This is a genomic window from Pseudomonas tohonis (genome assembly GCF_012767755.2).
Classification (GTDB): Bacteria; Pseudomonadota; Gammaproteobacteria; order Pseudomonadales; family Pseudomonadaceae; genus Metapseudomonas; species Metapseudomonas tohonis.
Map to the genome: position 1 here is coordinate 5,816,240 of NZ_AP023189.1, position 25,458 is coordinate 5,841,697.

The window sequence follows — 25,458 nt, forward strand, 5'->3', positions numbered from 1 at the left end:
CCCACCAGCGACGTTACCGGTGGGTTGAAGGTTGAGTCGGGCAAGAGCCAGGATGGCGCCCAAGCACCGCATCGATAGGTTTGCTCCCCCCCCAGGATGCCGCAGCAGCCACAACCCCGCGTAGGGTCTGCCGCGCGCACCGAGAACGCCCCGCGCACCCCAAATCCACAGTGAGCCCCCAAGGGCTGCGCAGCGAAGAGCGGTGGGCTGAAGCCCACCCTACGCATTACGAATCCTCAGGTCACCGACGCGCAGGGTGGACCGCTGATCAGCTCAGGTCACAGCCGCTCGGCGTCGCCCAGGTGGCGGTGGGTTTCTGCGCCTTGACGCTGGCCGGCACGCTGATGCCCACGGCGCTGGTGCCGATCAGGCTTTCCAGCTCGGAAATGCTCTTGATGTAGCTGTTCAGGCTGCCCAGGCCGGCCTGGTTGGGGATGTACCAGCTGATGGCCTTGGTCTGCCCGGTCGCCGTATCGGTGGTGACGATGGTCTTCCAGAAATAGTCCGGCGTGCGGATGCCGTGGGACGAGAGGAAGTAGTCGTTGGAGGTGTCGTTGTAGACCACCCCGCCGTAGACGTAGACGGTGGCCAGGTCGCGGTAGCACTCGGCGACGTTCTCGGCGGCCACCCAGATGCCCTGATTGAAGCTGGCCACCTGCGGCACGATGTTGCTCATGTAGTTGGCGCGCTTGATGTAGGTGGCGTTGTAGTCCATGTGGTTGGAGGTCACCAGGTGGCCACGGTCCCAGCCCGACACCACGCTGGCATAGGACGAGGTCGTGGTCTGCCCGCCGCAGCCGCTGGGCAGGTCCGGGTCCAGGTAGAAGGAAGACGGCCGCGCCGCCGAACCGGTGTCGGTGGTCAGCACGTACTCGTAGCGTACGGCGGTGTGGTTGTCGCAATCGTAGGTCAGGTTGTAGCCGCCCTTGCTCAGGGTGACGGTGGCGGCGAAGGCCGAGGTGAAGGGAACGCAGCAAAGCGACAGCAGGAGGGCGATACGTTTCATTGCTTTTTCTTCCTTGCAGGTGCGGGCCTCCCACGGCGGGAAGCGCTCGGGTGGAAAAAACGAAACCAGGCGATGTCTGTTGCGGTTGAGCTACTGCTGGGCGCCCAGGGCGGGCGCACCGTGCGATGGGCTGCACGGTGGTGGACTGCGACCCGGCGGCACAGGGGCGCGCCGCAGGGCCGGGCAGCCACCGGAGCGGACGATAACCTGTCGTCAATGACAGGTTTGTGAAACCTAGAGCATGGAAGAGGAAACCGGCAAGCGCGCACCTTATTCAATCAAGCCATTGAATATCAATGACATTTTATTTTTCTCACCAAATTGGTGAGCGCCGAACCAAATTGACGCAAAGGTCAATTTGATAAAGCAAACAGAGCGTGAGCCTTGCCTGTCAGGCACTTGGCTGCGCGGAAAACGGGTGGCTTGGGGAACGCGGCAGCGGCGCTGCACCAGTTCGGAACCTACGCGATCGGTCAGAAACCACGACTGGATCACAGAGCCGGGACGCGAGGGGATGGGGAAGGAGACGGGCCCTCCGGGACAGAGGGCCCGGTGGATCAGTTGCCGGTGGGCGCCATCATGGCGTCGGCGCTTTCACCGCGCGGGCGGCTCAGTTGCGGCAGCAGGGAGCCCAGCAGCATGCCCAGCACGCTGAACAGCAGGCCCGCCAGCTGCGGCGGCCAGAAGTCGGTTTCCTGGTAGTTCATCTCCAGGAAGACCCAGGACGCCAGGCCGAACCCTATGGCGACCAGTGCGCCCTGCGTGGTGGCGCGCTTCCAGAACAGGCCGGCGAACAGCGGCACCACGGCGGCGACCAGGGTCACCTTGTAGGCGTTGCCGACCATCTCGTAGATGCTCGCGTCCGAGTACAGGGCGAACAGCGAGGTGGCCACCGTCATGCCCAGCACGCTCAGGCGCATGGCGAGGAGGAACTGGCGATCGTTCATGTCCGGCAGGAAGCGCTTGAGCACGTTCTCGGTGAAGGTCACCGAAGGCGCCAGCAGGGTGCCGGAAGCGGTGGACATGATGGCCGAGAGCAGCGCGCCGAAGAACATCACCTGGGCGAACAGCGGGGTGCGCTCCATGATCAGGTGCGGGAGGATCATCTGCGCGTCCTCCGCCAGCCACTTCTGCACCATCGCCGGGTCGATCATCGAGGCCGCGTAGGTGAGGAAGATCGGCAGCATGCAGAAGCCCAGGTAGAAACAGGCCCCCGCCATGGAGGCACGCGCGGCGATGTTCTCGGTCTTCGCCGACATCACCCGGGCATACACGTCCTGCTGGGGGATGGAGCCGAACATCATGGTCACCGCCGCGCCGAGGAAGGCGACGATGTCGCGGGGCTCGAAGCCGTGCATGAAGGCGAACTTGCCCTCGCTGGCGGCGTGGCTGATCACCACCTGCGGGCCGCCGGCCATGTCGCCGATCAGCCAGGTCAGGTACAGCAGGCCGGCGACGATGATGATCATCTGCATGAAGTCGGTCAGCGCCACCGACCACATGCCGCCGAACAGGGTGTACAGCAGCACGATGCCGGTGCCGATGAGCATGCCTTCGGTGGTGGTGATGGAGCCGTCGGAGAGCACGTTGAACACCACGCCCAGCGCGGTGAGCTGCGCCGCCACCCAGCCCAGGTAGGAACCGATGATCACCAGGCTGGTGATCAGCTCCACGTTGGGCCCGAAGCGCTTCTTGAAGAAGTCACCAATGGTCAGCAGGTTCATGCGGTACAGCGGGCGGGCGAACACCAGGCCCACCAGCATCAGGCAGCCGAAGGAGCCGAACGGGTCCTCGATGATCCCGGCGAAGCCTTCCTCGATGAAGGTGGCGGGAATGCCCAGCACCGCCTCGGAACCGAACCAGGTGGCGAACACCATGGCCGCGACCAGGGGGAAGGACATGCTGCGGCCGCCTGCCGCGAAATCCTTGGAGTTCTTGACGCGAGTGGAAGCGTAGAAGCCGACACCGACGGTGATCAGCAGGTAGACCGCAACAAACCAGATCAGCATTTGTGAGTTCCAGTGGCTCGCCCGTCGTCTGGCTTGCCGGACCTGGGTCCTGGCAAGGGCGCCGCGACTGACAGAATTTTTGTTTTAGGCGCGTCACAACCGGGCGGGATCGACCGTCATGGCTAGAGGGGCCCTGTACGGCTACCGCGACAACCTGCCGCAACGGGGGAGCAGTCTGCCAAAGCCGTCAAATATGTCAAACAGTTACAAGGCAAATGATGACAAAAAACGACAGACGCATCATGAAATTGTCGGACAAGCCGTTGATCTACTGATCAATTCTTCACCAGCGCTCACTGGCCAGTTCCTTATTTTTTACAGGAGGCGTTGCAAAAGCAGAACAGCAGCCAGCCTGCAAAAGCTCTGCTAGCCTCCTCCCGTCCCCCATGGAGCCGCTTCATGCACGCCCTCAGCCCTGAGCAGACCCGCGCCTACCTGGCCCACATCGACCAGCCAGCCCCCACCCTCAGCGACCGCACCGCCCTCGACCGACTGATCAAGGCCCACCTCGACCGGGTCGCCTTCGAGAACGTCGACGTGCTGCTCGACCGCGCCATCCACATCGACACGGACGCCGTGTTCGCCAAGGTGGTCGGGCGCAATCGCGGCGGCTACTGCTTCGAGATCAACGGCCTGTTCGGGCGCCTGCTATTGGCCCTGGGCTTTCGCGTCACCCCGCTGGCCGCGCGGGTGCGCTGGGGGCTGGCGGCGGACGCGCCGCTGACCATCACCTCCCACCTGCTGCTGCGGGTGGATTTCGCCGACGAGGCGGTGATCGCCGATGTCGGCTTCGGCTCCGCCAATCCCACCCGCGCCCTGCCCCTGCGAGGCGGCGACGGGCCGGGCGAGTGGCCCTTCCGCCTGCTGGCTCCGGACGCCACGCACGATGACCATCGCCTGGAGACCTTCCTCAACGACGCCTGGGTGCCGGTCTACCACTTCGACCTGCAGCCCCAGCACTGGGTCGATTACGTGCCACGCAACTGGTACACCTCCACCCACCCGGACAGCATCTTCCGCCAGATGCTGGTGGCCGCGCGCACCGAAGGCGCCGAACGCCTGACCCTGCGCAACGGCACCTTCAACCGCCGGGGGGCCGACGGCCAGGTGACCCAGCGCCTGCTGACGGATGCGGATGAAATCATCGCCGTGCTGCGCGAGCACTTCCTGCTCGGCATCACCGAGGACGAAGCGCCGCGCCTGCGTGAGCGCCTGGAAGGCCTGCTGCGCGGCTGACGACGCGGCGCGCCTACCCTGGCAGGTGCGGCGCATCGCCCTCCTCGACCTTCTTCTCGCCCGGGTTCTTGCCCTCGCGCGAATGGTGCTCGATCACCGCGTTGAGCTCGGCGCCGAGCAGCAACACGGCGGCGGAGATGTACAGGTACAGCAGCAGGATGATGATCGCGCCGATGCTGCCGTACATGGCGTTGTAGTTGGCGAAGTTCTTCGCGTAGTAACTGAAGCCCAGGGACGCCACCAGCCACACCAGCACCGCCAGCACCGAGCCGGGGGTGATGAAGCGGAACTCCTGCTCCACATCCGGCAACAGGTAGTACACGGCGGCGACCACCATCATCAGCAGCAGCACCGCCGCCGGGATGCGCAGCCAGTTCCACAGCACCACCACCGCGTCCTCGATGCCCAGCTGGCCTGCCAGCCAGTTCATCACCTGCGGGCCGGTGACCATCAGCCCCGCCGCCGCCAGCAGGAAGGCCGCGACGCCCACCGTATAGAGCACAGAGAGCGGGATGCGCTTCCAGGTCGGCCTGCCCTCCTGCACGTCATAGGCGCGGTTCATCGCGTCCATGCTCGAACGGATCGCCGAGGACGACGACCACAGCGCCACCACCGCACCGATGGAGAACAGCCCCGGTTTCTGCGTCTGCAACTGCTCGATCGCCGGCAGCACCAGGTCCATCGCCGCGCTCGGCAGCACCAGCGTCGCCTGGGCCTGCAGCCAGTCGAAGAACTCCGGCAGCTCGAGGAAGCCGATCACGGCAATCAGCAGCAGCAGGAAGGGGAACAGCGAAAAGAACATCTGGAAGGCCAGCGCCGAGGCATAGGTCGGCAACTCGTCCTCGATGAATTCGGTCACGGTGCGCACCACGATGGTCCGCCACCCCACATCCCGCAGCCCCAGGGAACCGATCATGTGCCTGCTCGCTCGCTTTCATGCCCATACACAGGCAATGGACGGCATCGCGCCGGTTGAGTTCAGGCTATGCACCGCCACGGCCGTTCCGACGGACGGCAAGCCCCTCGCGATAGACGCCGCCGTTGCGCTTGGCGGCGGGAAATGCGGGGCGAACGGCCCCTCGCGCGGCTCGTCGCAGGGCTACTTTCGTCGGAGGGGGCGGAATGAACGGCCCTGTTGCCTGTCTCTAGCGGTGCACCACCCGTACAGATCGGAAGCACGACATGAAGCCACTCATCCTCTCCATCCTGCGCCTCGGCGGCCTGCTCATCGTCCTCGGCCTGTCCGGCTGCAGCACGCTCGCGCCACGCGACCCGGTGCGGATCGACCTGGTGGGCATGGAGCCGGTGCCCGGCCAGGGCCTGGAAATGCGCTTCATGGTCAAGCTGCGGGTGCAGAACCCCAACGACACCGCCATCCGCTACAACGGCATCGCCCTCGACCTGGACATCAACGACCAGCCCCTGGCCAGCGGCGTCAGCGACCAGGCCGGCGAAATCCCGCGCTTCAGCGAAGCGCTGGTCAGCGTCCCCGTGACCATCTCCGCCTTCTCCGCCATGCGCCAGGCCTGGGGCCTGGCCAACAGCCACAGCACCGGCCGCCAGCCCGGCGTCCCCTATACCGTGCGCGGCAAGCTCGGCGGAGGCTTCTGGAACACCGTGCGCTTCAACGAGGCCGGCCTGCTCAACCTGCCGGAGCCGGCAACGGTGTATTGATCACCGCCCATCGCGAATGAATTCGCTCCCACATGCTCCCCGCCCCCATGCCGGCCGCTGACAGCATGCGTTTGCAGGGGCGAATTCATTGGTTCTGTCTGCGTTAAGTGTTGCTAGAGAATTTGGAGCCCGGTTGATTGCCGAGTCTTGCTGATGGTTTCTGGGGTGGACGCCGTGGCTGGCGGCTTTCGTAGGATGGTGTAGAGCGAAGCGAAACCCATGCAGTGGGTGTGACAGGAATCCAGAATCGTCCTAAAAGTACCGTTCTTGAGCCTTTTCGTTGAATCCACAACAGCTAACGCAGACAGAGCCAACTCATTCGCCCAAGCAGACCGCTCACGCCGTAGCCCAGGCTTCATCAGCCCGGGAAGCAACGCATCCACGACTCCGGGATTCCGAGCGCGACTCGGACTCACCCTGTTGGGCTTCGTACCTCAGCCCAACCTACGGCCGCGGTAATGGGCATGGCATCGCCTGCGGTGCCTACTCCCCCACCACCAGCGCCACCAGCCACGAGGTCGCCTCGATCACGTCCACCTCGTCGGTGTCGATCTCGCAATCGGCGTCGGTGGGCGCTTCGTAGGGGCTGTCGAGGCCGGTGAAATTCCGGATGCGCCCCTGCAGCGCCGCCTCGTAGAGGCCCTTGGGATCGCGACGGGCGCAGGTTTCGAAGCTCGTGCTGACGTAGACGCTGTGGAACTCGTCGGCGCCGAACAGCGCCCGCGCCGCCTCGCGATCGGCGCGGAAGGGCGAGATGGCGGCGACGATCACCACCAGCCCCGCGTCCACCATCAGGCGCGCCACCTCGGCGATGCGCCGGATGTTCTCGCGGCGTGACGCATCGTCCATGCCCAGGTCGCGACAAAGGCCCTTGCGCACGTTGTCGCCATCGAGCACGAAGGTGTGCACGTTGCGCGCGTTCAGCTCCACTTCCAGGGCGTTGGCCAGGGTCGACTTGCCGGCACCGGAGAGCCCGGTCAGCCAGATGCAGCAGGGGCGCTGGTGCTTGATCGCCGCCCGCGCCGCGCGCGTCAGGGCCTGGCCAGGAGCAGGGGCCTCGGGCGACGAGGCAGTGGGATTGTGCTTTTGCATAGCCGAGCAACTCGCAGTCACGTGGGTAGGCCCGGCGCACGCTCTCCCGCGTGCATACCGAGCGGATGTCTTTCACCGGCAACGCCTCGCACCACGGTGAGGGGCAGAGCCGCTGGCAGCCTAGCAGCTCGCGGGGCGCCGTAAAATCGCGCGCCGGGTGTTCACGATGGCCGCATCAGCGCGTCGGGAAACAGGCCCGCGGCAGGTCGGAGCCGCCCCCCTGGGAATGGCTCCCACCCTTCGCCAAAGCCGGGCGGCGATCGACCAGAAGCAGCAGGCTAGCAAGGCGACCGCCACCGACTATTCCATCTTGGTCAAGACGGTAAGCGGCCCGATACACAGGCCACCCTTGCGCCAGCCCGGCAAAGCGAGGGAAAACCCTATACAATCTGCGGTCTTTTTCTTCACCCGATTGCGAGATACGCCGTGAGCACCCTGCCTCCCTGCCCCCAATGCAACTCCGAATACACCTATGAAGACGGCCAGAACCTGGTCTGCCCGGAGTGCGCCCACGAATGGTCCGCCAACGCCGCCGAAGCCCCGGCCGATGAAGGCAAGGTGATCAAGGACTCCGTCGGCAACGTGCTCCAGGACGGCGACACCATCACCGTGATCAAGGACCTCAAGGTCAAGGGCTCGTCCCTGGTGGTGAAGGTCGGCACCAAGGTCAAGGGCATCCGCCTGGTGGACGGCGACCACGACATCGACTGCAAGATCGACGGCATCGGCGCGATGAAGCTGAAGTCGGAATTCGTGCGCAAGGTCTGAACCTTCCGCAGACGAAAAAGCCCGGCATATGCCGGGCTTTTTCATGCCTGCAGAAACCGCCGCCGGGACGCCTGGCTATTCGCCCGGGCTGAAGTGCCCCATGAAGATCACTTCCTTGATCTCGCGCATGTAGGGCTGGAAGCGCGAGTCGGCGCCGTTGAAGGCGCGTGCCGCGCTGAGCGCGTTCTCGTGGGACGACCACTCGGCGAGGTCGGCGAACACATGGCTGCCTTCCACCGAAATGAAGCTGCGAAAGCCCAGGAAGCCGTCGCAGGTCTTCAGGGCCTCGCGCACACCGGCACGGATCTCGGCGATGCGCTCTTCGCGGCCGGGTTTAGTCTTGAACAGCACCAGTTCCAATACCGAAGAATCTTGCATGGCGATCGCCCTTCCGTTGGTTGAGACGGCCCAGCCTATGCCTCCTCTGCTGACAACGTTCTGTCAGTGGCCTGCGCCTCGCAACTGCGGTGGCGCATGTAGCTGGCCAGGCTGAGGCCCTCCGGTAGCGGCGGCGCGTCGGCCAGGCGCGCCAGATTGCGGATGCGGTCGACACGGAAATCGCGGTACTCGCCGCGCAGCTCGCACCAGGCGCCCACCGTCCACTTGCCCACCCAGTAGAACAGGCCGAGGGGGAAGATCACCCGCTGCGAGGCGCGCTCATCCAGGCTCAGGTAATCGATGCGCACCGCCGCCTGCTCGCCGATGGCGCGACGCAGGCTGTCCCAGTGACGCAGCTGTTCCGGGGTGAAGGGGCTGACGAAGGCCCGCACCGGGGCGCTCTGCGGGTCGAGGGCATGCTCCGGCACCGCCGCCTGGATCTTGCTCAGCAGCGAACGCGCGGCATCGGCCATCTCGTCGCCCACGGTGCGCGAGATCAGCTCCACGCCCAGCAGCAGGGCATCCAGCTCGTCGCGGTTGAGCGCCAGCGGCGGCAGCTCGAAATGCTCGTCCAGCGCATAGCCCACACCCGCCTCGCCGTAGATCGGGATGCCGCTCAGGGAAAGGTCATCGACATAGCGATAGATGGTGCGCGTGGACACCCCCAGCCGCTCCGCCAGGCGCTGCGCAGTGATGGGCTGGTGGGTACGGATCAGGTTGACGACCTGGAACAGGCGATCGGCCTTGCGCATGGAAGGGAGCCGTATGGTGTGGGAAGTCGGCAGGCATTTGCGCATAGCGCCCGGGGAAAAACCAGCGCCGCCGAGCCGGTCCGCGCCCTGGCACCGTCACCCCCGCCAACGCGGGGGCCCGCTGAACGACCCGCACGGGAACGCCACCTGCCGCGCTCGCAGGAGCCGAGGCTCGGCTGAATCCCGTTTCTTCCACCCACCGCCTGCCCTACTTACCGCCTGGCGCAACCCAGCTTGCCACCGCGGTGATGTTGTCCAGCACGCCCCCCCTCCTATCCTCGCCAGACCCGCCGTCAGGGCGGACCCGAGCCTAGAAAAACAACAAAGGAGCAGCACCATGGCGGTCGACTACGTGACGATGTTGATTTACGTGCTGGTGATGGCGGGCCTCGGCTGGTGGGGCATGCGCAAGGCCAGGACCCGTGATGATTTTCTCCTGGCCGGGCGACGCCTCGGGCCAGTCCTCTACCTCGGCACGCTCTCCGCGGTGATGCTGGGCGGGGCTTCCACCATCGGCTCGGTGCGCCTGGGCTACCAGTACGGGATATCCGGTCTCTGGCTGGTCTTCATGCTGGGGCTGGGCATCATCGTACTCAGCCTGGTGTTCTCGCGGCAGATAGCCCAGTTGAGGGTCTTCACCGTCACCCAGATCCTCGAACAGCGTTACCAGGCCTCCTCGCGCCTGATCGGCGGCGTGGTCATGGTGGCCTACGACCTGATGGTGGCCGTAACCGCCACCATCGCCATCGGCTCGGTCACCGAGGTGGTATTCGATATCCCGCGCATTCCCGCCATCCTCTGCGGCGGCGGGCTGGTGATCTTCTACTCAGTGATCGGCGGCATGTGGTCGCTGACGCTCACCGACATCATCCAGTTCGTGATCATGACGCTGGGCATCTTCTTCGTGCTGCTGCCCATCAGCGTGGGCGAGGCCGGTGGCCTGGCGGCGATGCAGGCCAATTTGCCGGCGGGCTTCTTCGAGCTGGGCAACATCGGCCTGGACACCATCGCCGCCTACTTCCTGCTCTACTTCTTCGGCGCGCTGATCGGCCAGGACATCTGGCAGCGCCTGTTCACCGCCCGCAGCGAGGGCGTGGTGCGCTACGCCGGCCTCGGCGCTGGCTTGTACTGCATGCTCTATGGCGGCGTCTGCGCGCTCATCGGTGCCGCCACCCGGCTGCTGCTGCCGGACCTGTCGGTGGCCGAGAACGCCTTCGCCGAGATCACCCGCAACGTACTCCCAGCCGGCCTGCGCGGCCTCGTGGTAGCTGCCGCCCTGGCCGCCATCATGTCCACCGCCAGCGCCTGCCTCCTGGCCGCAGCGACCGTACTCAAGGAAGACATCTACAGTCGTTTTCTCAGTCGTGACGGCGAAGACCACCTGGCCAGCAGCCGGTGGATAACCTTCACCCTCGGCGCGGCGATGCTGGCCATGGCCTGCCTGGTCAACGACGTCATCGCCGGCCTCTCCATCGCCTACAACCTGCTGGTGGGCGGCCTGCTCGTACCGATCATGGGCGCCCTGATGTGGCGCCGCGCGTCCGCCGTGGGCGCCATGGCCTGCATGGTCACCGGCAGCCTCACCGTCATCGCCTTCATGGTCCGTGACGGCATCCTGGCCAACACCCCCATCTACTTCGGCCTCCTCGTCAGCCTGCTGACCTTCGTGGTCACCAGCCTGCTGACCCAACCCGCTCCTGATCTGCGCACCGCGACCGATTGAAGACCATCCAGGGCGCCCATGAGGCGCCCACTACCCGTGAGATAGAACCCATGACCCATGACTTCCCACAGCCGCTCGATGCTGCGCTCATACCACGCTTCGCCGGCATCCCGAGCTTCATGCGCCTGCCGATCTTCAACGACCCAGCCGACCTGCAACTCGCCCTGGTGGGCGTCCCCTGGGATGGCGGCACCACCAACCGCGCCGGCGCCCGTCACGGCCCGCGCGAAGTGCGCAACATGTCCAGCCTGATGCGCAAGGTGCACCACGTCAGCCGCATCGCACCCTATGACCTGGTGCGCATCGGGGACCTCGGCGATAGCCCCGTCAACCCCATCGACCTGCTCGATTCGCTCAAGCGCATCGAGGGCTTCTTCCATGAAATCCACCAGGCGGGGACCGTGCCCCTGTCGGTGGGCGGAGACCACCTGGTGACCCTGCCGATATTCCGCGCCCTGGCCCGCCATCGCCCCATCGGCATGATCCACTTCGACGCGCACTCCGACACCAACGACCGCTACTTCGGTGACAACCCCTACACCCATGGCACCCCCTTCCGCCGCGCCGTGGAGGAGGGCCTGCTGGACCCCAAGCGCACCGTGCAGATCGGTATTCGCGGCTCCATCTACTCCGCCGAGGACGAAGCCTTTGCCGAGGAATGCGGCATACGCGTGATCCACATGGAGGAGTTCGCCGAACTCGGCGTCCAAGCCACCCTGGCGGAGGCTCGCCGGGTCGTGGGTGACGGCCCCACCTACATCAGCTTCGACGTCGACGTGCTCGACCCGGCATTCGCACCCGGCACCGGAACCCCGGAAATCGGCGGCATGACCACCCTCCAGGCCCAACAGATGATCCGTGGCCTGCGCGGCCTGGACCTGGTCGGCGCGGACGTCGTGGAAGTCTCCCCACCGTTCGACCAGGGCGGAGCGACAGCCCTGGTGGGCGCCACCATGATGTTCGAACTGATGTGCATCCTCGCCGACGCTATCGCCACCCGCTGACCCCAGCGCCACGAGTTGGTAGGCTCATGCCGGGACCGCGCCACAGACGGCCCCGGCAACCGGCCTGGAGGTGGGCATGCTGGGCAACCTTTCCGATATCGACCTGCGCATGCTGCGGGTCTTCTGCGCCATCGTCGACGCGGGAGGCTTCACCGCAGCCCAGGCCAGCCTCAACACCAGCCTGTCGCGCCTGAGCGTGGTGGTCCGCGATCTGGAAGAGCGCCTCGGATGCTCCCTCTGCCGGCGCGGCAACAGCGGCTTCCAGTTGACCGAAGAAGGCCAGGAACTGTTCGACCTGGCGCAACTGCTGTTCGGCGATATCGAACGGTTCCGCACCCAGGCCAACCGCCTTGGGGGGATGGCCAGGGAAAGCCTGCAGATCGGCACGGTGGACAGCCTCATCAGCTTCGAGCGCGCCCCCCTGCCGCTGGCCATCAGGCTGTTCCGCCAGCGCCTGCCCGAGGTACGCCTGAACCTGCACATGCTGCGCCCCGATGAACTGGAACGCGCGGTACTGGAAGAACGCCTGCACCTGGCCATCGGCGCGTTCCATCACCAACTCTCAGGCCTCAACTACCAGCCACTGTTCGAGGAAGAGCAGAATCTCTACTGCTCCGCCGGCCACCCCCTGTTCCACCGCGCCGAAGCAGACCTGAGCCTGGCGGACATTTGCGCGGCGGAGTACGTGGGCCGTGGCTACTTGACGGAAAACCAGCGCCCCCACGGCCTGCACTTCACCCAAACGGTCAGCGCCTACGCAATGGAAGCGATCGCCACCCTGATTTTCTCCGGCACCTACCTGGGCTACCTGCCCACGCACTACGCCGCTCACTGGGTGGAGCGAAACCAACTGCGTGCGTTATTGCCAGAGCGGCTGGCCTATCGCTCGGCCTTCCACTGCATCACCCGCCAGGGCCAGGTCCCCAAGGCGGCCCTGGCAGGCTTTCTCGATGCACTGGACGCGGCGCACCGCCAGTTGGCGAATAAAGCGTAGGTTGGGCGGGACTCGACGAAGCCCAACAGCAGGGCCGGCCGCTGCAACAGTTCTTTGCATCACCTTCCCCCCCGCCGCCAGGAGACAGTGCTGCTCCGAGCGGGTCGCGCTTGTAGGCCTCGCCCATCGGCGGCCCACGTGCGATGCCCTACCCTCGGGAACGCCACCCGCCGCACGGAAAAATCCCACCTGCCCTTCTATGCTCCCTGGCGCCGCCAACCAGGGAACGCCCATGTCCAGCAAGACGGAAATCATCCAGCAGTTCATCGCCTCCGGCGAAGCCGACTTCGCCGAGGCCAACAGCTCCAACAGCTACTACTGCAGCCACCACCCCAGCATCACCCCGCTGGTGAAGAAGCCGCCGAAGGAGCTCGATGACGCCACCCTGCAGGCCTTCTACTACTACCTGCTGCTCAATGGCGGCACGCCGCCCGCCGCCAGCGAACATCACCTGCAGCTGCTCTTCCGCGCGGCCAGGGACGCCGCGGGGGTGCTGGCCGAGCACGGTTACCCGCGCTGCCGCCTCAATCGCTGGGAAATGGTCCTGCTGTTCGACGGCGAGATGAGCCTCGACGCCCATACCCGTCGCCTCGCGCTGCTGGCCCAGGTCGGCCGCTTCGCCCACCAGCCCGGCATGCTGGCCAAGAAGCAGAAGCTCAAGGACGAGTTCGCTGGCGACGCCTGGCTGCACGGCGAGATCGCCCGCGTGCTGCGCACCGTGCCCTTCGCCCGCCTGACCTTCAACCGCGACAACTTCGACCTCAGCCTGCCCCTGGTCGGCATGCTCTTCATCTACCTGCTCGGCGCCGACGAAGCCGACCAGGGCGAACTCTTCGCCTGGTTCAAACAGGCCACCGACGCCATCCACGACATCCCCAACTACAAGACCCGGGAGCAACTCGTGCGCGGCCTCGCCTGGGTGCTCTTCCGCTTCGCCGAAGCCGCCAAGGCCAAGGTGCTGGAGCAGGCCCTGCTCGCCGAGTACGGCGAAACCTGGTGCCGTGAATACACGTGATGGCGGAAAAACGACCAGCCACCTGAACACCACGGGCGGCCTGCTCCACAGCCAACCATTCAGAACTTATCCACAGCTTGCCCCACAGAAATTGTGGGCAGCCCATCGGGGTTCCACACCCGTAGCCCGGGGAAGGCATCGGACGCAATCGGAGCCGATCGCGCCACGCATGCTTTAACCTGCTCTCTCCAACTTCGAGCCGGAACGCCAGCGACATGACCGCCGACCAAGGCTTCTCCCCCATTACCCGCGCCCGACTGGTGGCACTCAAAGGCGTCGGCCCGACCGTGGTCGACCGCCTGGAACAGATCGGCTTCCGCACCCTGGAACAACTGGCCGGTTGCGAAGCCGCCGATCTCACCCGGCAGATTTCCCAGATGATGGGCTCCACCTGCTGGCACAACAGCCCGCAAGCGCGAGCGGCCATCCAGGCGATCATCGACTTCGCCCGGCAGCACGCCGGCACCGCCTGACGAAAATTCGAGCGGCCGCGCATAACCGCCAACCCGCCTGGTCCGCAGCGATCCGCCCAGAAGATATCCACAGCTTTTCCCACAGAAACTGTGGGTAGCGGGGAGGATGCCGGTCGCACACGTATCGAGGAGCGATGGAGGGTAATCGCCGGCACTGGCAGCCCCCATCAAATACCCCCCATCGCGAGGAAATTTCCCAAACCCTCCGCAACCCCTTGTTAGCCCCCGAGCTGCTCCCTAAGTTCGCCCGGTCGCGGTCAATCTGCGGCCGGGTTTAGCGACCTGAAACCACATGCGTGTTTTGCCTACGGTGCTGACGGGAAACAACGGACGTTTCCCGTGGCACCTGAGCAGCGCGCAGTTTTTTAAACTGCACGCCCTCCATGGCAGACCGCACGGGGAGACCTTTCGAGGTCTGCCGGCCGTGGTCCGGTTCGCTAACCCCGTTGCGGTCTGCCACCCTTTCGTTTAGCGACGTAGGTGGCAGCTCCTTAACCGACCACGGGAGCTCCACGATGCATGACGCATACATCCCCACCACCTTCCTCCGCCATAACCGCCCCCTGCGCGGCGTGATGATCGACAACCAGCCCTGGTTCTCCACCTACGACTTCGCCCGCCTGCTCGGCCTGCATCATCCACAGGCCCTGCACCGCCGCCTCAAGCCCCACGAAACCCGCCGCATACGCCTGTATCACCGCCGCAGCGGCGCCGAAGAGACGATCGATGCGATGAGCGAAGCCGGCCTCTACAAGGCGCTGATCCGCTTCGGCCATCCCGAATGCCAGCAGCTCGATGAATGGCTGACCCGCGAGGTGATCCCCACCCTGCGCGACCAGCAGGACACCCACGCCCACACGCCCCGCCGCGTGATGATCGGCTGGCAGAACGAGCGGCTGCTGTTGCTGGAATGGCAGGGCGAGTTGTGGATGCAGTGGGAGAAGGTGCCGCGTTACCTGGAGAGCTGACCCAGGCTCAGGACTTTCTCGTAGGGTGCGCTGTGCGCACCGCCGAATGGCCGAGGTGGCAAGGCGTGTGCCCGCTGGAACATCGCCGGTGCGCGCAGCACACCCTACACGAGGCCTGCCGGTAGCTCGCGAGCGATGCCGAAGTCACCGGCACAGAAAGCCGTCGCCCACGCATACCGCGTGCTGATCGGCTGGGAGAAGGAGCGGCTGCTGTTGCTGGAATGGCAGGGCGAGCTATGGATGCAGTGGGAGAAGGTGCCGCGGTACCTGGAGAGCTGACCCAGGCTCAGGACTTTCTCGTAGGGTGCGCTGTGCGCACCGCCGAATGGCCGAGGTGGCATGGCGTGTGCCCGCTGGAACATCGCCGGTGCGCGCAGCACACCCTACACGAGGCTTGCCGGCGCTCACGAGTGACATCGAACGGCTGAATCGCCGCCAACAAAAAGGCCAGTCAAACGACTGGCCTTTTTGCTATCTCACCCGATCACTCAGGCGTTGTTGCTCGGGAACGCGAACTGCGCGGCCTCGTGGCTGGCGCGTTGCGGCCAGCGCTGGGTGATGGCCTTGCGGCGGGTGTAGAAGCGCACGCCGTCCGGGCCGTAGGCGTGCAGGTCGCCGAACAGGGAGCGCTTCCAGCCGCCGAAGCTGTGGTAGCTGACCGGCACCGGCAGCGGCACGTTGACGCCGACCATGCCCACTTCGATCTCGTCGCAGAACAGGCGGGCGGACTCGCCGTCGCGGGTGAAGATGCAGGTGCCGTTGCCGTATTCGTGGTCGTTGATCAGCTGCATGGCGTCTTCCAGGCTGCCGACGCGGACGATGCACAGCACCGGGCCGAAGATCTCTTCCTGGTAGATGCGCATGTCGGCGGTGACGTTGTCGAACAGGGTGCCGCCGACGAAGTAGCCGTCTTCATGGCCGGCGACGCGGTAGCCGCGGCCGTCCACCACCAGCTTGGCGCCGGCAGCGACGCCGTCGTCGATGTAGCCGACCACCTTGTCGCGGGCGGCGGCGGTGACCAGCGGGCCCATGTCGAGGCCGCAGCTGGTGCCGGCGCCGATCTTCAGGCCCTGGATCTGCGGGACGATCTTCTGCACCAGCGCATCGGCGATCTGGTCGCCCACGCACACGGCCACGGAGATGGCCATGCAGCGCTCGCCGCAGGAGCCGTAGGCAGCGCCCATCAGCGCACTGACGGCGTTGTCGAGGTCGGCATCGGGCATCAGCACGGCGTGGTTCTTGGCGCCGCCCAGGGCCTGGACGCGTTTGCCGCGCTTGGTGCCTTCGGCATAGATGTATTCGGCGATCGGGGTCGAGCCGACGAAGCTGATGGCCTTCACTTCAGGCGCTTCGATCAGGGCGTCCACCGCTTCCTTGTCGCCGTGCACCACGTTGAGCACGCCCTTGGGCAGGCCGGCGTCGTGCAGCAGCTGGGCGATCAGCAGGGTGGAGCTGGGGTCGCGCTCGGAAGGCTTGAGGATGAAGCAGTTGCCGCAGGCGATGGCCAGCGGGTACATCCACAGCGGCACCATGGCGGGGAAGTTGAACGGGGTGATGCCGGCGACCACGCCCAGGGGCTGGAAGTCGCTCCAGGCGTCGATGTTGGGGCCGACGTTGCGGGTGTATTCGCCCTTGAGGATTTCCGGGGCGGCACAGGCGTATTCGACGTTCTCGATGCCGCGCTTGAGTTCACCGGCGGCGTCTTCGAGGGTCTTGCCGTGCTCTTCGCTGATCAGGCGGGAGATTTCCGCTTCGTTCTGCTCCAGCAGTTGCTTGAAGCGGAACATCACCTGGGCACGCTTGGCCGGCGGGGTGTTGCGCCAGGCCGGGAAGGCGGCCTTGGCCGAGTCGATGGCCTGTTGCACGGTGGCGCGGCTGGCCAGGGCGACCTTGCGGGTGGATTCGCCGGTGGACGGGTTGAACACGTCGGCAGTGCGGCCTTCGCCGGTAACGAGCTCACCGTGGATCAGGTGCTGGATGGTGCTCATGGTCATCTCTCTTGTAGGGCTTTGTCGGGGTGGTCCTTGGGCGCGGGCACCGGGCTCGCGCCGGGCCTCTCCTCACGGGGAGAGGGTGGACGTCACTTGATTTCGGTTTCGATGAAGACGATCTCGTGGTCGCTGGCGTTGATCACGTTGTGCTCGACGCCGGCCTTGCGGAAGTAGCTCCGGCCGGCCACCAGGGGGGCGAGCTTCTCGCCCTCCGGGGTTTCCAGCAGCAGGGTGCCATCGGTCATCGGCACCACCACGTAGTCATGGCCGTGCAGGTGGCGACCGGTCTCGGCACCGGGGGCGAAGCGCCACTCGGTGACGATGACCTCGTCGGTGTCCACCTGCACGGTGGGCATAGCCTGGGGCCGTGCGCTCATCAGCTGACGCCTTGCAGGGCCTGGCCGACGGCGTCGAACACGCGGTCGAGGTCTTCCGGCTTGGCGTTGAAGGTGGGCCCGAACTGCAGGGTGTCGCCGCCGAAGCGGACGTAGAAGCCGGCCTTCCACAGGGCCATGCCGGCCTCGAACGGACGGACGATGGCGTCGCCGTCACGCGGGGCGATCTGCAGGGCACCGGCCAGGCCGCAGTTGCGGATGTCGACCACGTGCTTGGCACCCTTCAGGCCGTGCAGGGCCTTCTCGAAGTGCGGAGCCAGCTCGGCGGACTGCTGGATGAGGTTTTCCTTCTCAAGCACCTCCAGGGCGGCCAGGCCCGCAGCACAGGCGACCGGGTGACCGGAGTAGGTGTAGCCGTGGGTGAACTCCACCGCGTATTCCGGGGTGGCCTGGTTCATGAAGGTCTCGTAGATCTCGCGGGTGGCGATCACGGCGCCCAGCGGGATGGCCCCGTTGGTGATCTGCTTGGCGACGTTCATCAGGTCCGGGGTCACACCGAAGTACTCGGCGCCGGTCCACTTGCCCATGCGGCCGAAGCCGGTGATCACTTCGTCGAAGATCAGCAGGATGTTGTGCTGGTCGCAGATCTCGCGCAGGCGCGGCAGGTAGCCCACCGGCGGCACGATGGCCCCGGCGGAACCGGACATCGGCTCGACGATCACGGCGGCGATGTTGGAGGCGTCGTGCAGTTCGATCAGCTTGAGCAGTTCGTTGGCGAGCTCAACGCCACCGGTGGCGGCCATGCCCTTGGTGAAGGCCATGCCCGGCTGCAGGGTGTGGGGCAGGTGGTCGACGTCCATCAGTTGGCCGAACATCTTGCGGTTGCCACCGATGCCGCCCAGGGCGGTGCCGGCGACGTTCACGCCGTGGTAGCCACGGGCACGGCCGATCAGCTTGGTCTTCTGCGGCTGGCCTTTCAGGCGCCAGTAGGCACGGGCCATCTTGATGGCGGTGTCGGCGCACTCGGAGCCGGAGCCGGTGAAGAACACGTGGTTCAGCTCGCCGGGGGTCAGGCTGGCGATCTTCTCGGCCAGCTTGAAGGACAGCGGGTGGCCGAACTGGAAACCGGGGGAGTAGTCGAGGGTGCCGAGCTGCTTGGCGACGGCTTCCTGGATTTCCTTGCGCGAGTGGCCGGCGCCGCAGGTCCACAGGCCCGACAGGCTGTCGTAGATGCGACGGCCCTGGTCGTCGATCAGCCAGCTGCCTTCGGCGGCCACGATCAGGCGCGGGTCACGCTGGAAGTTGCGGTTGGCGGAGAACGGCATCCAGTGGGCGTCCAGCTTCAGCTGGCTGGCCAGGGAGGGAGTGGAGGTCTGCGGCATGTTCATTCTTGTCTGCCTCGCGATGGGGCGTGGGTTGTGGGGGAGAACCCAGTGGTTCTTGCAGTCGACATTGCCACGGGCATAAAGTCATGAAAATTCAACTTTTCATATCTTCAGATCACGGAACACTAAACTTATGAGCACCCGTCGCCCGGAAGCGCTGGCCCAGGTCAGCGACTTCGATATCCGCCTGCTGCGCATCTTCCGCAGCGTCGTCGAGTGCGGCGGCTTCTCTGCCGCCGAGAGCGTGCTGGGCATCGGCCGCTCGGCCATCAGCCAGCAGATGAGCGACCTGGAGCAGCGCCTCGGCCTGCGCCTGTGCCAGCGCGGCCGCGCCGGCTTCGCCCTGACCGAGGAAGGCCGCGAGGTGTACCAGTCGTCGCTGCAACTGCTCAGCGCCCTGGAGAGCTTCCGCACCGAGGTCAACGGCCTGCACCAGCACCTGCGCGGCGAGCTGAACATCGGCCTCACCGACAACCTCGTCACCCTGCCCCACATGCGCATCACCCATGCCCTGGCGCGCCTGAAGGAACGCGGGCCGGACGTGGTGATCAACATCCGCATGACCCCGCCCAGCGAGGTGGAGCAAGGCGTGCTCGACGGCCGCGTGCACGTCGGCGTGGTGCCGCAGACCGTGGCGCTCTCGGGGCTGGAATACCAGCCGCTGTACGACGAGCGCTCGCTGCTCTACTGCGCCGTGGGCCACCCGCTGTTCTACGCCGACGACGCCCAGATCAGCGACGCGCGCCTCAACGAGCAGGAGGCCATCGCCCCCACCTTCCGCCTGCCTGCCGACATCCAGGCCCACTACCAGGCGCTGCATTGCACCGCCAGCGCCTCCGACCGCGAAGGCATGGCCTTCCTCATCCTCACCGGGCGCTACATCGGCTACCTGCCGGACCACTACGCCACCTTCTGGGTGCAGCAGGGCCGCCTGCGCGCCCTCAAGCCGAACAAGCGCTTCTACGACCTCAGCCTCGCCACCGTCACCCGCAAGGGCCGGCGCCCGCACCTGGTGCTGGAGAGCTTCCTGGAGGCGCTGGCAGCGACGGGTTGAGAGGCAACCCGCACTCTCGACCGAGCACCGCAACGCGCCCAGCGATCCGGTGAGCCGTAGGGTGGACATCGCTCTTTATGTCCACCAAGCGGAGCCGCACGCCCGAGTGCACCTGCCGCCCCGCTCGGTGGACCGGTGGAGCGGGGCCCACCCTAAGAAGCGGAGCGCCCCAGAGCACCGCAGCACGCCCACCAATGAAGCGCCGTACCCCGATTTGGTGCAGGAAAAACCATCCGGTCACGCCCCACGCAGCGCACATGCATGACCCGTAGCGCCCGCCCGCGATGGGCTTTGCGGGGCGGCGAGCGAAAAAACCTGCGCACCTGGTCAATTTTTTGCAATGAGCCGGCATCTGCCCCGGCGAGCCGCTCCGGTTCGTCGCTCCCACCTGCCGAGGCCTGCATGCACGCTGAAGAATCAAGCCATTCCGAACTCATCTACGGCCTGGACGACAAGCCGAAACCGCTGCTGGCGTTCTGCGCCGCGTTGCAGCACGTGCTGGCCAGCTTCGTCGGCATCATCACGCCGCCGCTGGTGATCGGCGCGGCGCTGGGCCTGGGCGAGCACCTGCCCTACCTGATCAGCATGGCGCTGATGGTTTCCGGCGTCGGCACCTTCCTCCAGGCGCGTCGCCCGCTGGGCATCGGCGCGGGGATGATCTGCCTGCAGGGCACCAGCTTCGCCTTCCTCGGTGCGGTGCTGTCGGCGGGCTTCCTGGTGAAGAGCCGCGGCGGCAGCCCGGAGGACATCCTGGCGATGATCTTCGGCGTGTGCTTCTTCGGCGCGTTCGTGCAGGTCGTGCTGAGCCGCTTCATCGGCCACCTGCGCCGGGTGATCACCCCGCTGGTGACCGGCATCGTCATCACCCTGATCGGCGTCAGCCTGATCAAGGTCGGCATCACCGACATCGGCGGCGGCTTCAAGGCCCCGGACTTCGGCGCGCCGGGCAACCTGGCCCTGGGCGGGCTGGTGCTGGCGACCATCATCCTGCTCAACCGCTCGCGCAATCCCTGGGTGCGCCTGTCGTCGATCCTCATCGGCTTGGCGGTGGGCAGCGTCGTGGCCTTCTTCAGCGGCAAGCTGGTGCCCCAGGCGCTGCCCGACCTGCCGCTGGTGAGCGTGCCGGTGCCCTTCAAGTACGGTTTCGCCTTCGACTGGACGGCCTTCGTCCCCGTGGCGCTGATCTACCTCATCAGCACCATCGAGACCGTGGGCGACCTGACCGCCAACTGCATGATCGCGCGCAAGCCGTTCAAGGGGCCGGAGTACGAGGCGCGACTCAAGGGCGGTGTGCTCGGCGATGGCGTCAGCTGCCTGCTGGCGGCCACCTTCAGCGCCTTCCCCAACACCACCTTCGCGCAGAACAACGGGGTGATCCAGCTGACCGGCGTCGCCAGCCGCCATGTCGGCCTGTACATCGGTGCCGTGCTGTTCATCCTCGGCCTGTTCCCGCTGATCGGCGCCGTGCTGCAGCAGATTCCCAAGCCGGTGCTCGGCGGCGCCACCCTGGTGATGTTCGGCAGCGTCGCGGCGGCGGGCATCCGCATCCTCGCCCAGGCGCGACTGGACCGCCGCAGCCTGCTGGTGATCGCCGGCTCCTTCGGCGTCGGCCTGGGCATCGCCGCGCAACCGACCCTGCTGCACCAGCTGCCGCCGATCGTGCAGAACCTGTTCGACTCGGCCATCACCTGCGGCGGCATCACCGCCATCCTGCTCAGTCTGGTGCTGCCGGAAGAGAAGCCCGCCGCCCGGACGGACGGTGCCGCCGAGCGCGCCTGAAGGCCGCCGCACCAGGCCCTAGACGGGGTCTGGCGCGGTGCGCGACGGGGAAAAACCGACCCATCATGGTGCAGGCCCGACAAAACCTGTGGATAACCTGACCGCCGCAACAGTTTTGTCTTGTCGGCGGCCCCACGCTTGGGTTATCAGTGCATTCGCCCGCTTCCTGATACCTCTGGATGACCTATGACTGTCCTGGTCCCCGCCCACAGCCCCAGCTCCACCGGCAAGCCCGCCGGCCGCATCCGCCAGAAGAACGAAGAGACCATCCTCGCCGCCGCCGAGGAGGAATTCGCCAAGCACGGTTTCAAAGGCACCAGCATGAACACCATCGCGCTGCGTGCCGGCCTGCCCAAGGCCAACCTGCACTACTACTTCAGCAACAAGCTGGGCCTCTACGTGGCGGTGCTGAGCAACATCCTCGAGCTCTGGGACAGCACCTTCAACACCCTGACGGTCGATGACGACCCGGCCGAGGCGCTGGCCCGCTACATCCGCGCCAAGCTGGAGTTCTCGCGACGCTTCCCGCTGGCCTCGAAGATCTTCGCCATGGAGGTGATCAGCGGTGGCGCCTGCCTGGAGAAGCATTTCGATCAGGACTACCGCGACTGGTTCAGGGGCCGCGCCGCCGTGTTCGAAGCCTGGATCGCCGCCGGCAAGATGGACGCCGTCGACCCCACGCACCTGATCTTCCTGCTCTGGGGGAGCACCCAGCACTACGCCGATTTCGGCTCGCAGATCTGCCGCGTCAGCGGGCGCAAGCGCCTGACCAAGGACGACTTCGAAATCGCCGCGCAGAGCCTCACCCACATCATCCTCAAGGGCTGCGGCCTGACCCCGCCGACACCCGCCCGCTGATGCCCTTCACCCTTGCCGCGCCCTGCGAATACCGCGAGGAAATCCGCAAGAGCCGCTTCATCGCCCTCGCCGCGCCGGTCACCAGCGCGGCCGAGGCCCAGGCCTTCATCACCGCCGCCAGCGACCCCGCCGCCTCGCACAACTGCTGGGCCTGGAAGGTGGGCAACCAGTACCGCTTCAGCGACGACGGCGAACCCGGCGGCACCGCCGGGCGCCCCATGCTGGCGGCCATCGAAGGCCAGGACATGGACCAGGTCGCGGTGCTGGTGATCCGCTGGTACGGCGGCATCCAGCTCGGCACCGGCGGCCTCGCCCGTGCCTACGGCGGCAGTGCCGCCAAGTGCCTGCAAGGGGGTGAACGCCTGCCGCTGCTGCGCCTGTCGCGCTTCCGCTGCCACCTGGCCTTCGCCGAACTGGCGCTGTTCAAGGCGCGCCTGGCCGACCTCCAGGCCCAGCTCGAAAGCGAGGACTACGACGCCGAAGGCGCCTGGCTGCAGCTGGCCCTGCCGGCCGCCCAGCGCGAACCGCTGCAGCGCCTGCTCGGCGACATCAGCCGCGGCCGCAGCCAACTCGCCGCCATCGAGGACCCGGCGCCATGACCGGCAAGCTGCGCATCCACTCGCCCGCGATCCACTATTTCGACATGGTGCGCCGCTGCAACTCCATCCGCGAGGCCGCGCGCCGGCTCAACGTCGCCTCCTCGGCGGTGAACCGGCAGATCCTCAAGCTGGAGGACGAGATCGGCGCGCCCTTGTTCGACCGCCTGCCCGCCGGCCTGCGCCTGACGCCGGCCGGGGAGATCCTCACCCGCCACATCACCGTGGTGCTGCAGGACGTCGAGCGCGTGCGCTCGGAACTGGACGCCATGCAGGGCCTGCGCACCGGCCACGTGGAGATCGCCACCGTCGAAGGCGTGACCATTGACCTGCTGCCCCGCGTGCTCAAGGCCATGCACGAGCGCTATCCACGGGTGACCATCGGCGTCACCGCGATGGGTTCGCAAGCCATCCCCGAGGCGGTACTGAGCGGCGCCGCCGACCTCGGCCTGGCCTTCTTCCTGCCCCGCAGCGCCGAGTTGCAGCAGCTCAGTGTCGGCCACTTCCGCCTCGGCGCCATCGTGCCGCGTGGGCATCCGCTGGCCTCGTTGCACGAAGTGAGCTTCGCCGCCTGCGTCGAGCACGGCCTGATCCTGGCCAAGCGCGAGCTGTCCATCCACCACCTGCTCGGCCCGCTGCAAAAGCGCATGAGCCTGGCCGACAGGCCCGTGCTGGAAAGCAGCTCGGTGGAGCTGGCCCGACAACTGGTCAAGCGCGGCATGGGCGTGGCCTTCCAGACCCGCATCGGTATCGAGGCCGACCTCGAGGCCGGCGACCTGGTGCACCTGCCGCTGACCGACAACGGCGGCATCTTCAACGACCTTGGCCTCTATGTGCGTGGCGGCCGATACCTGCCCGTCGCGGTGGATGCGCTGGCTCGACAATTGACCGAGGAAATCACCTTGCGTGAGCGCGAAGAGCGGCCACAGCCCCGGAGCACCTCGGGCAACCGCCCGTAGGACAGGTCCCCGCCCACTTTTTTCATGCCCCCGGCCCGCCGCGGCCTCTCGCGGGCTGCACGGCTGCAGCCCGCGCGCTAGAGCCATCTGCGCTCGCGCTTTGTACACAATCCCGCTAAAGCCCTGAAAATACTGACTTTCAAGTCAATCCAGTGATGCCGTATCGGCATCGGGATGCTCTACATTCTGTTCTTTGGTGATCAATCCAGATGTGCTGATACTTGCGCCCTCGGTGCCCGAGCCACGGCATCGAGATCCCAGGAACAGGAGCCATAACAATGAAAAAAGCACTGCAGGGAGCCACGGTCGCTCTCGCCCTATTCACGGTCGGGGAAGCCTCCGCGCTGGAGTGGATGAACAACAGCATCGGGTTCCGCTACGGACAGCAATTCACTAACCCGAACAACCCGAACAAGTTCGCCAAGCGCATCTACAGCTTCACCCACGCCAGCGGCTACCAGTACGGCAGCAACTTCTTCAACCTGGATGTCTTCCTCTCCGACAACCGCGACCCGCGCAAGGGCACCGACCACGGCGGCAGCGAGGTCTACGCGGTGTACCGCCACCAGTTGTTCGCCTCGCGGGTGTTCGACCAGAAGCAGGGCGACGGCCTGATCAAGGACTACGCCTTCACCGCCGGCTTCGACGTCAACCGCAACAACAACCGCGCCTCGTCCAACAAGCGCGCCATCGTGTTCGGCCCCACCCTCAAGTTCAACACCGTCGGCGTGCTCGACCTGAGCCTGCTCTACTACCGCGAGCGCAACCAGACCGGCATCCCCGGCGCGCGCCACGAGGAGATGACCTTCGACGGCACCTACAACCTCAACCTCACCTGGCTGCGCCCCTTCCAGGTCGGCGACCACACCGCCAAGTTCCAGGGCTACATCAACCACGTCGGTGAAAAGGGCGAGGACTACAACGACAGGGACACCGCCTCCGAAACCCTGATGCGCACCTCGCTGATGGTCGCCGCGCGCCCGGGCAAGAACATCAAGCCCAACCTCTGGTTCGGCGTCGGCTACGAGTACTGGCACAACAAGTTCGGCGTCCACGGCGGCCGTGGCAGCCGCACCTCCACCCCGACCCTGAACATGGAGTTCAGTTTCTAAGTCAGCACGGAGCCCCGCTCCCGGGCTGAAGCCCGGGCTACGGCATCCGCCAACTCCATTGCATCGGGTCGACTCAGTCGGTGGACATGAAGAGCGATGTCCACCCTACGCAGCACCAACCTCCTCCCACGCCGGACGCTTCGTAGGGTGGACCACGCTTCATCGGTCCACCGTGCGGTGTCGCAGGTGTCCTCGCAATTCCTCCGAACCCCATTTCCCTCATGGACGTGGCTGCCCACCATGAGCCATGCATCGTTGGGCCGCGCTGCGCTTGGCACCCACCTACGGGAGCGACCG

At 66.1% G+C, this 25,458-nt stretch carries 25 protein-coding genes; 16 read left to right on the forward strand and 9 right to left on the reverse strand.

The genetic code is table 11. The annotated features are described in order from the left end of the window. Window positions 1-268: 268 nt before the first annotated feature. Window positions 269-1,006, reverse strand: coding sequence for a DNA/RNA non-specific endonuclease (locus HSX14_RS26715; RefSeq protein ID WP_173171679.1), 738 nt, complete (start codon window positions 1,004-1,006; stop codon window positions 269-271). Window positions 1,007-1,563: 557 nt separating this feature from the next. Further along, a complete protein-coding gene (locus HSX14_RS26720; RefSeq protein ID WP_173171677.1) occupies window positions 1,564-3,015 on the reverse strand; it encodes a high affinity choline transporter 1 in 1,452 nt (483 codons plus the stop codon). 399 nt (window positions 3,016-3,414) lie between these two features. On the opposite strand from HSX14_RS26720, the gene HSX14_RS26725 reads away from it, so the two are divergent. After that, window positions 3,415-4,251, forward strand: a complete 837-nt coding sequence (locus HSX14_RS26725; protein WP_173171675.1) for an arylamine N-acetyltransferase family protein — start codon at window positions 3,415-3,417, stop codon at window positions 4,249-4,251. Window positions 4,252-4,264: 13 nt separating this feature from the next. Here the strand turns inward: HSX14_RS26725 and HSX14_RS26730 are convergent, their stop codons facing one another. After that, complete coding sequence (locus HSX14_RS26730) at window positions 4,265-5,167, reverse strand: YihY/virulence factor BrkB family protein (protein WP_173171673.1); 903 nt, start codon at window positions 5,165-5,167, stop codon at window positions 4,265-4,267. A 266-nt stretch (window positions 5,168-5,433) separates the two neighbouring features. Between HSX14_RS26730 and HSX14_RS26735 the strand changes: the two genes are divergently transcribed. Further along, window positions 5,434-5,925, forward strand: coding sequence for an LEA/WHy family protein (locus tag HSX14_RS26735; protein ID WP_173171671.1), 492 nt, complete (start codon window positions 5,434-5,436; stop codon window positions 5,923-5,925). Between the two features lie 483 nt (window positions 5,926-6,408). Here the strand turns inward: HSX14_RS26735 and cysC are convergent, their stop codons facing one another. Then, window positions 6,409-7,017, reverse strand: a complete 609-nt coding sequence (gene cysC, locus HSX14_RS26740; RefSeq protein ID WP_173171669.1) for an adenylyl-sulfate kinase — start codon at window positions 7,015-7,017, stop codon at window positions 6,409-6,411. Between the two features lie 426 nt (window positions 7,018-7,443). On the opposite strand from cysC, the gene HSX14_RS26745 reads away from it, so the two are divergent. Next, the gene (locus HSX14_RS26745) at window positions 7,444-7,785 is read left to right on the forward strand and encodes a zinc ribbon domain-containing protein YjdM (RefSeq protein WP_111261979.1); all 342 of its coding nucleotides are present in this window, start codon (window positions 7,444-7,446) and stop codon (window positions 7,783-7,785) included. Window positions 7,786-7,860: 75 nt separating this feature from the next. Here HSX14_RS26745 and HSX14_RS26750 read toward each other — a convergent pair whose 3' ends face one another. Continuing rightward, entirely contained in the window at window positions 7,861-8,163 is a 303-nt protein-coding gene (locus HSX14_RS26750) for an antibiotic biosynthesis monooxygenase family protein (RefSeq protein WP_173171667.1), read from the reverse strand. 35 nt (window positions 8,164-8,198) lie between these two features. Next, window positions 8,199-8,915, reverse strand: coding sequence for a helix-turn-helix transcriptional regulator (locus HSX14_RS26755; protein WP_173171665.1), 717 nt, complete (start codon window positions 8,913-8,915; stop codon window positions 8,199-8,201). A gap of 337 nt (window positions 8,916-9,252) precedes the next feature. On the opposite strand from HSX14_RS26755, the gene HSX14_RS26760 reads away from it, so the two are divergent. The 7 genes from HSX14_RS26760 to HSX14_RS26790 all read left to right on the forward strand — a co-directional run bounded on the left by HSX14_RS26760 (window position 9,253) and on the right by HSX14_RS26790 (window position 15,371). Beyond that, entirely contained in the window at window positions 9,253-10,638 is a 1,386-nt protein-coding gene (locus HSX14_RS26760; RefSeq protein ID WP_173171663.1) for a sodium:solute symporter family protein, read from the forward strand. Window positions 10,639-10,688: 50 nt separating this feature from the next. Then, window positions 10,689-11,642 (forward strand): agmatinase, encoded by a 954-nt coding sequence (gene speB, locus HSX14_RS26765; RefSeq protein ID WP_173171660.1) that lies wholly within the window; start codon window positions 10,689-10,691, stop codon window positions 11,640-11,642. 76 nt (window positions 11,643-11,718) lie between these two features. Then, the gene (locus tag HSX14_RS26770; protein ID WP_173171658.1) at window positions 11,719-12,636 is read left to right on the forward strand and encodes a LysR family transcriptional regulator; all 918 of its coding nucleotides are present in this window, start codon (window positions 11,719-11,721) and stop codon (window positions 12,634-12,636) included. Window positions 12,637-12,868: 232 nt separating this feature from the next. After that, the gene (locus HSX14_RS26775) at window positions 12,869-13,651 is read left to right on the forward strand and encodes a hypothetical protein (RefSeq protein WP_173171656.1); all 783 of its coding nucleotides are present in this window, start codon (window positions 12,869-12,871) and stop codon (window positions 13,649-13,651) included. A 215-nt stretch (window positions 13,652-13,866) separates the two neighbouring features. Next, window positions 13,867-14,124 (forward strand): DUF4332 domain-containing protein, encoded by a 258-nt coding sequence (locus HSX14_RS26780; protein WP_173171654.1) that lies wholly within the window; start codon window positions 13,867-13,869, stop codon window positions 14,122-14,124. 515 nt (window positions 14,125-14,639) lie between these two features. Next, window positions 14,640-15,092, forward strand: coding sequence for a BRO-N domain-containing protein (locus HSX14_RS26785; protein ID WP_173171652.1), 453 nt, complete (start codon window positions 14,640-14,642; stop codon window positions 15,090-15,092). A gap of 135 nt (window positions 15,093-15,227) precedes the next feature. Further along, the gene (locus tag HSX14_RS26790) at window positions 15,228-15,371 is read left to right on the forward strand and encodes a hypothetical protein (RefSeq protein WP_173171650.1); all 144 of its coding nucleotides are present in this window, start codon (window positions 15,228-15,230) and stop codon (window positions 15,369-15,371) included. A 209-nt stretch (window positions 15,372-15,580) separates the two neighbouring features. Here HSX14_RS26790 and HSX14_RS26795 read toward each other — a convergent pair whose 3' ends face one another. The 3 genes from HSX14_RS26795 to aptA form a co-directional block, all read right to left on the reverse strand. Continuing rightward, window positions 15,581-17,080, reverse strand: a complete 1,500-nt coding sequence (locus HSX14_RS26795) for a CoA-acylating methylmalonate-semialdehyde dehydrogenase (protein ID WP_173171648.1) — start codon at window positions 17,078-17,080, stop codon at window positions 15,581-15,583. Between the two features lie 92 nt (window positions 17,081-17,172). Further along, window positions 17,173-17,460: a cupin domain-containing protein gene (locus HSX14_RS26800; protein ID WP_116858167.1), complete on the reverse strand. Its 288-nt coding sequence runs from the start codon at window positions 17,458-17,460 to the stop codon at window positions 17,173-17,175. Next, a complete protein-coding gene (gene aptA, locus HSX14_RS26805; RefSeq protein WP_173171646.1) occupies window positions 17,460-18,806 on the reverse strand; it encodes an omega-aminotransferase AptA in 1,347 nt (448 codons plus the stop codon). The genes HSX14_RS26800 and aptA overlap by 1 nt, the downstream gene beginning before the upstream one ends. Before the next feature lie 130 nt (window positions 18,807-18,936). Between aptA and HSX14_RS26810 the strand changes: the two genes are divergently transcribed. The 6 genes from HSX14_RS26810 (at window position 18,937) to HSX14_RS26835 (ending at window position 25,161) form a co-directional block, all read left to right on the forward strand. Continuing rightward, entirely contained in the window at window positions 18,937-19,857 is a 921-nt protein-coding gene (locus tag HSX14_RS26810) for a LysR family transcriptional regulator (RefSeq protein ID WP_173171644.1), read from the forward strand. Between the two features lie 402 nt (window positions 19,858-20,259). Next, window positions 20,260-21,636, forward strand: coding sequence for a uracil-xanthine permease family protein (locus HSX14_RS26815; protein ID WP_173171642.1), 1,377 nt, complete (start codon window positions 20,260-20,262; stop codon window positions 21,634-21,636). Between the two features lie 186 nt (window positions 21,637-21,822). Beyond that, entirely contained in the window at window positions 21,823-22,494 is a 672-nt protein-coding gene (locus HSX14_RS26820; RefSeq protein WP_173171640.1) for a TetR/AcrR family transcriptional regulator, read from the forward strand. Further along, entirely contained in the window at window positions 22,494-23,093 is a 600-nt protein-coding gene (locus HSX14_RS26825) for an IMPACT family protein (protein WP_173171638.1), read from the forward strand. The genes HSX14_RS26820 and HSX14_RS26825 overlap by 1 nt, the downstream gene beginning before the upstream one ends. Further along, window positions 23,090-24,049, forward strand: a complete 960-nt coding sequence (locus HSX14_RS26830) for a LysR family transcriptional regulator (RefSeq protein ID WP_111261995.1) — start codon at window positions 23,090-23,092, stop codon at window positions 24,047-24,049. The genes HSX14_RS26825 and HSX14_RS26830 overlap by 4 nt, the downstream gene beginning before the upstream one ends. A 278-nt stretch (window positions 24,050-24,327) precedes the next feature. Further along, window positions 24,328-25,161, forward strand: a complete 834-nt coding sequence (locus tag HSX14_RS26835) for a nucleoside-binding protein (RefSeq protein WP_173171636.1) — start codon at window positions 24,328-24,330, stop codon at window positions 25,159-25,161. Window positions 25,162-25,458: the final 297 nt, after the last annotated feature.

What these genes read in the sequence shown, in the direction of transcription:
- HSX14_RS26715 (WP_173171679.1), bottom strand. Translation starts at nt 1,006, where the DNA reads ATGAAACGTATCGCCCTCCTGCTGTCGCTTTGCTGCGTTCCCTTCACC.
- HSX14_RS26720 (WP_173171677.1), bottom strand. Translation starts at nt 3,015, where the DNA reads ATGCTGATCTGGTTTGTTGCGGTCTACCTGCTGATCACCGTCGGTGTC.
- HSX14_RS26725 (WP_173171675.1), top strand. Translation starts at nt 3,415, where the DNA reads ATGCACGCCCTCAGCCCTGAGCAGACCCGCGCCTACCTGGCCCACATC.
- HSX14_RS26730 (WP_173171673.1), bottom strand. Translation starts at nt 5,167, where the DNA reads ATGATCGGTTCCCTGGGGCTGCGGGATGTGGGGTGGCGGACCATCGTG.
- HSX14_RS26735 (WP_173171671.1), top strand. Translation starts at nt 5,434, where the DNA reads ATGAAGCCACTCATCCTCTCCATCCTGCGCCTCGGCGGCCTGCTCATC.
- cysC (WP_173171669.1), bottom strand. Translation starts at nt 7,017, where the DNA reads ATGCAAAAGCACAATCCCACTGCCTCGTCGCCCGAGGCCCCTGCTCCT.
- HSX14_RS26750 (WP_173171667.1), bottom strand. Translation starts at nt 8,163, where the DNA reads ATGCAAGATTCTTCGGTATTGGAACTGGTGCTGTTCAAGACTAAACCC.
- HSX14_RS26755 (WP_173171665.1), bottom strand. Translation starts at nt 8,915, where the DNA reads ATGCGCAAGGCCGATCGCCTGTTCCAGGTCGTCAACCTGATCCGTACC.
- HSX14_RS26760 (WP_173171663.1), top strand. Translation starts at nt 9,253, where the DNA reads ATGGCGGTCGACTACGTGACGATGTTGATTTACGTGCTGGTGATGGCG.
- speB (WP_173171660.1), top strand. Translation starts at nt 10,689, where the DNA reads ATGACCCATGACTTCCCACAGCCGCTCGATGCTGCGCTCATACCACGC.
- HSX14_RS26770 (WP_173171658.1), top strand. Translation starts at nt 11,719, where the DNA reads ATGCTGGGCAACCTTTCCGATATCGACCTGCGCATGCTGCGGGTCTTC.
- HSX14_RS26775 (WP_173171656.1), top strand. Translation starts at nt 12,869, where the DNA reads ATGTCCAGCAAGACGGAAATCATCCAGCAGTTCATCGCCTCCGGCGAA.
- HSX14_RS26780 (WP_173171654.1), top strand. Translation starts at nt 13,867, where the DNA reads ATGACCGCCGACCAAGGCTTCTCCCCCATTACCCGCGCCCGACTGGTG.
- HSX14_RS26785 (WP_173171652.1), top strand. Translation starts at nt 14,640, where the DNA reads ATGCATGACGCATACATCCCCACCACCTTCCTCCGCCATAACCGCCCC.
- HSX14_RS26790 (WP_173171650.1), top strand. Translation starts at nt 15,228, where the DNA reads ATGCCGAAGTCACCGGCACAGAAAGCCGTCGCCCACGCATACCGCGTG.
- HSX14_RS26795 (WP_173171648.1), bottom strand. Translation starts at nt 17,080, where the DNA reads ATGAGCACCATCCAGCACCTGATCCACGGTGAGCTCGTTACCGGCGAA.
- HSX14_RS26800 (WP_116858167.1), bottom strand. Translation starts at nt 17,460, where the DNA reads ATGAGCGCACGGCCCCAGGCTATGCCCACCGTGCAGGTGGACACCGAC.
- aptA (WP_173171646.1), bottom strand. Translation starts at nt 18,806, where the DNA reads ATGAACATGCCGCAGACCTCCACTCCCTCCCTGGCCAGCCAGCTGAAG.
- HSX14_RS26810 (WP_173171644.1), top strand. Translation starts at nt 18,937, where the DNA reads ATGAGCACCCGTCGCCCGGAAGCGCTGGCCCAGGTCAGCGACTTCGAT.
- HSX14_RS26815 (WP_173171642.1), top strand. Translation starts at nt 20,260, where the DNA reads ATGCACGCTGAAGAATCAAGCCATTCCGAACTCATCTACGGCCTGGAC.
- HSX14_RS26820 (WP_173171640.1), top strand. Translation starts at nt 21,823, where the DNA reads ATGACTGTCCTGGTCCCCGCCCACAGCCCCAGCTCCACCGGCAAGCCC.
- HSX14_RS26825 (WP_173171638.1), top strand. Translation starts at nt 22,494, where the DNA reads ATGCCCTTCACCCTTGCCGCGCCCTGCGAATACCGCGAGGAAATCCGC.
- HSX14_RS26830 (WP_111261995.1), top strand. Translation starts at nt 23,090, where the DNA reads ATGACCGGCAAGCTGCGCATCCACTCGCCCGCGATCCACTATTTCGAC.
- HSX14_RS26835 (WP_173171636.1), top strand. Translation starts at nt 24,328, where the DNA reads ATGAAAAAAGCACTGCAGGGAGCCACGGTCGCTCTCGCCCTATTCACG.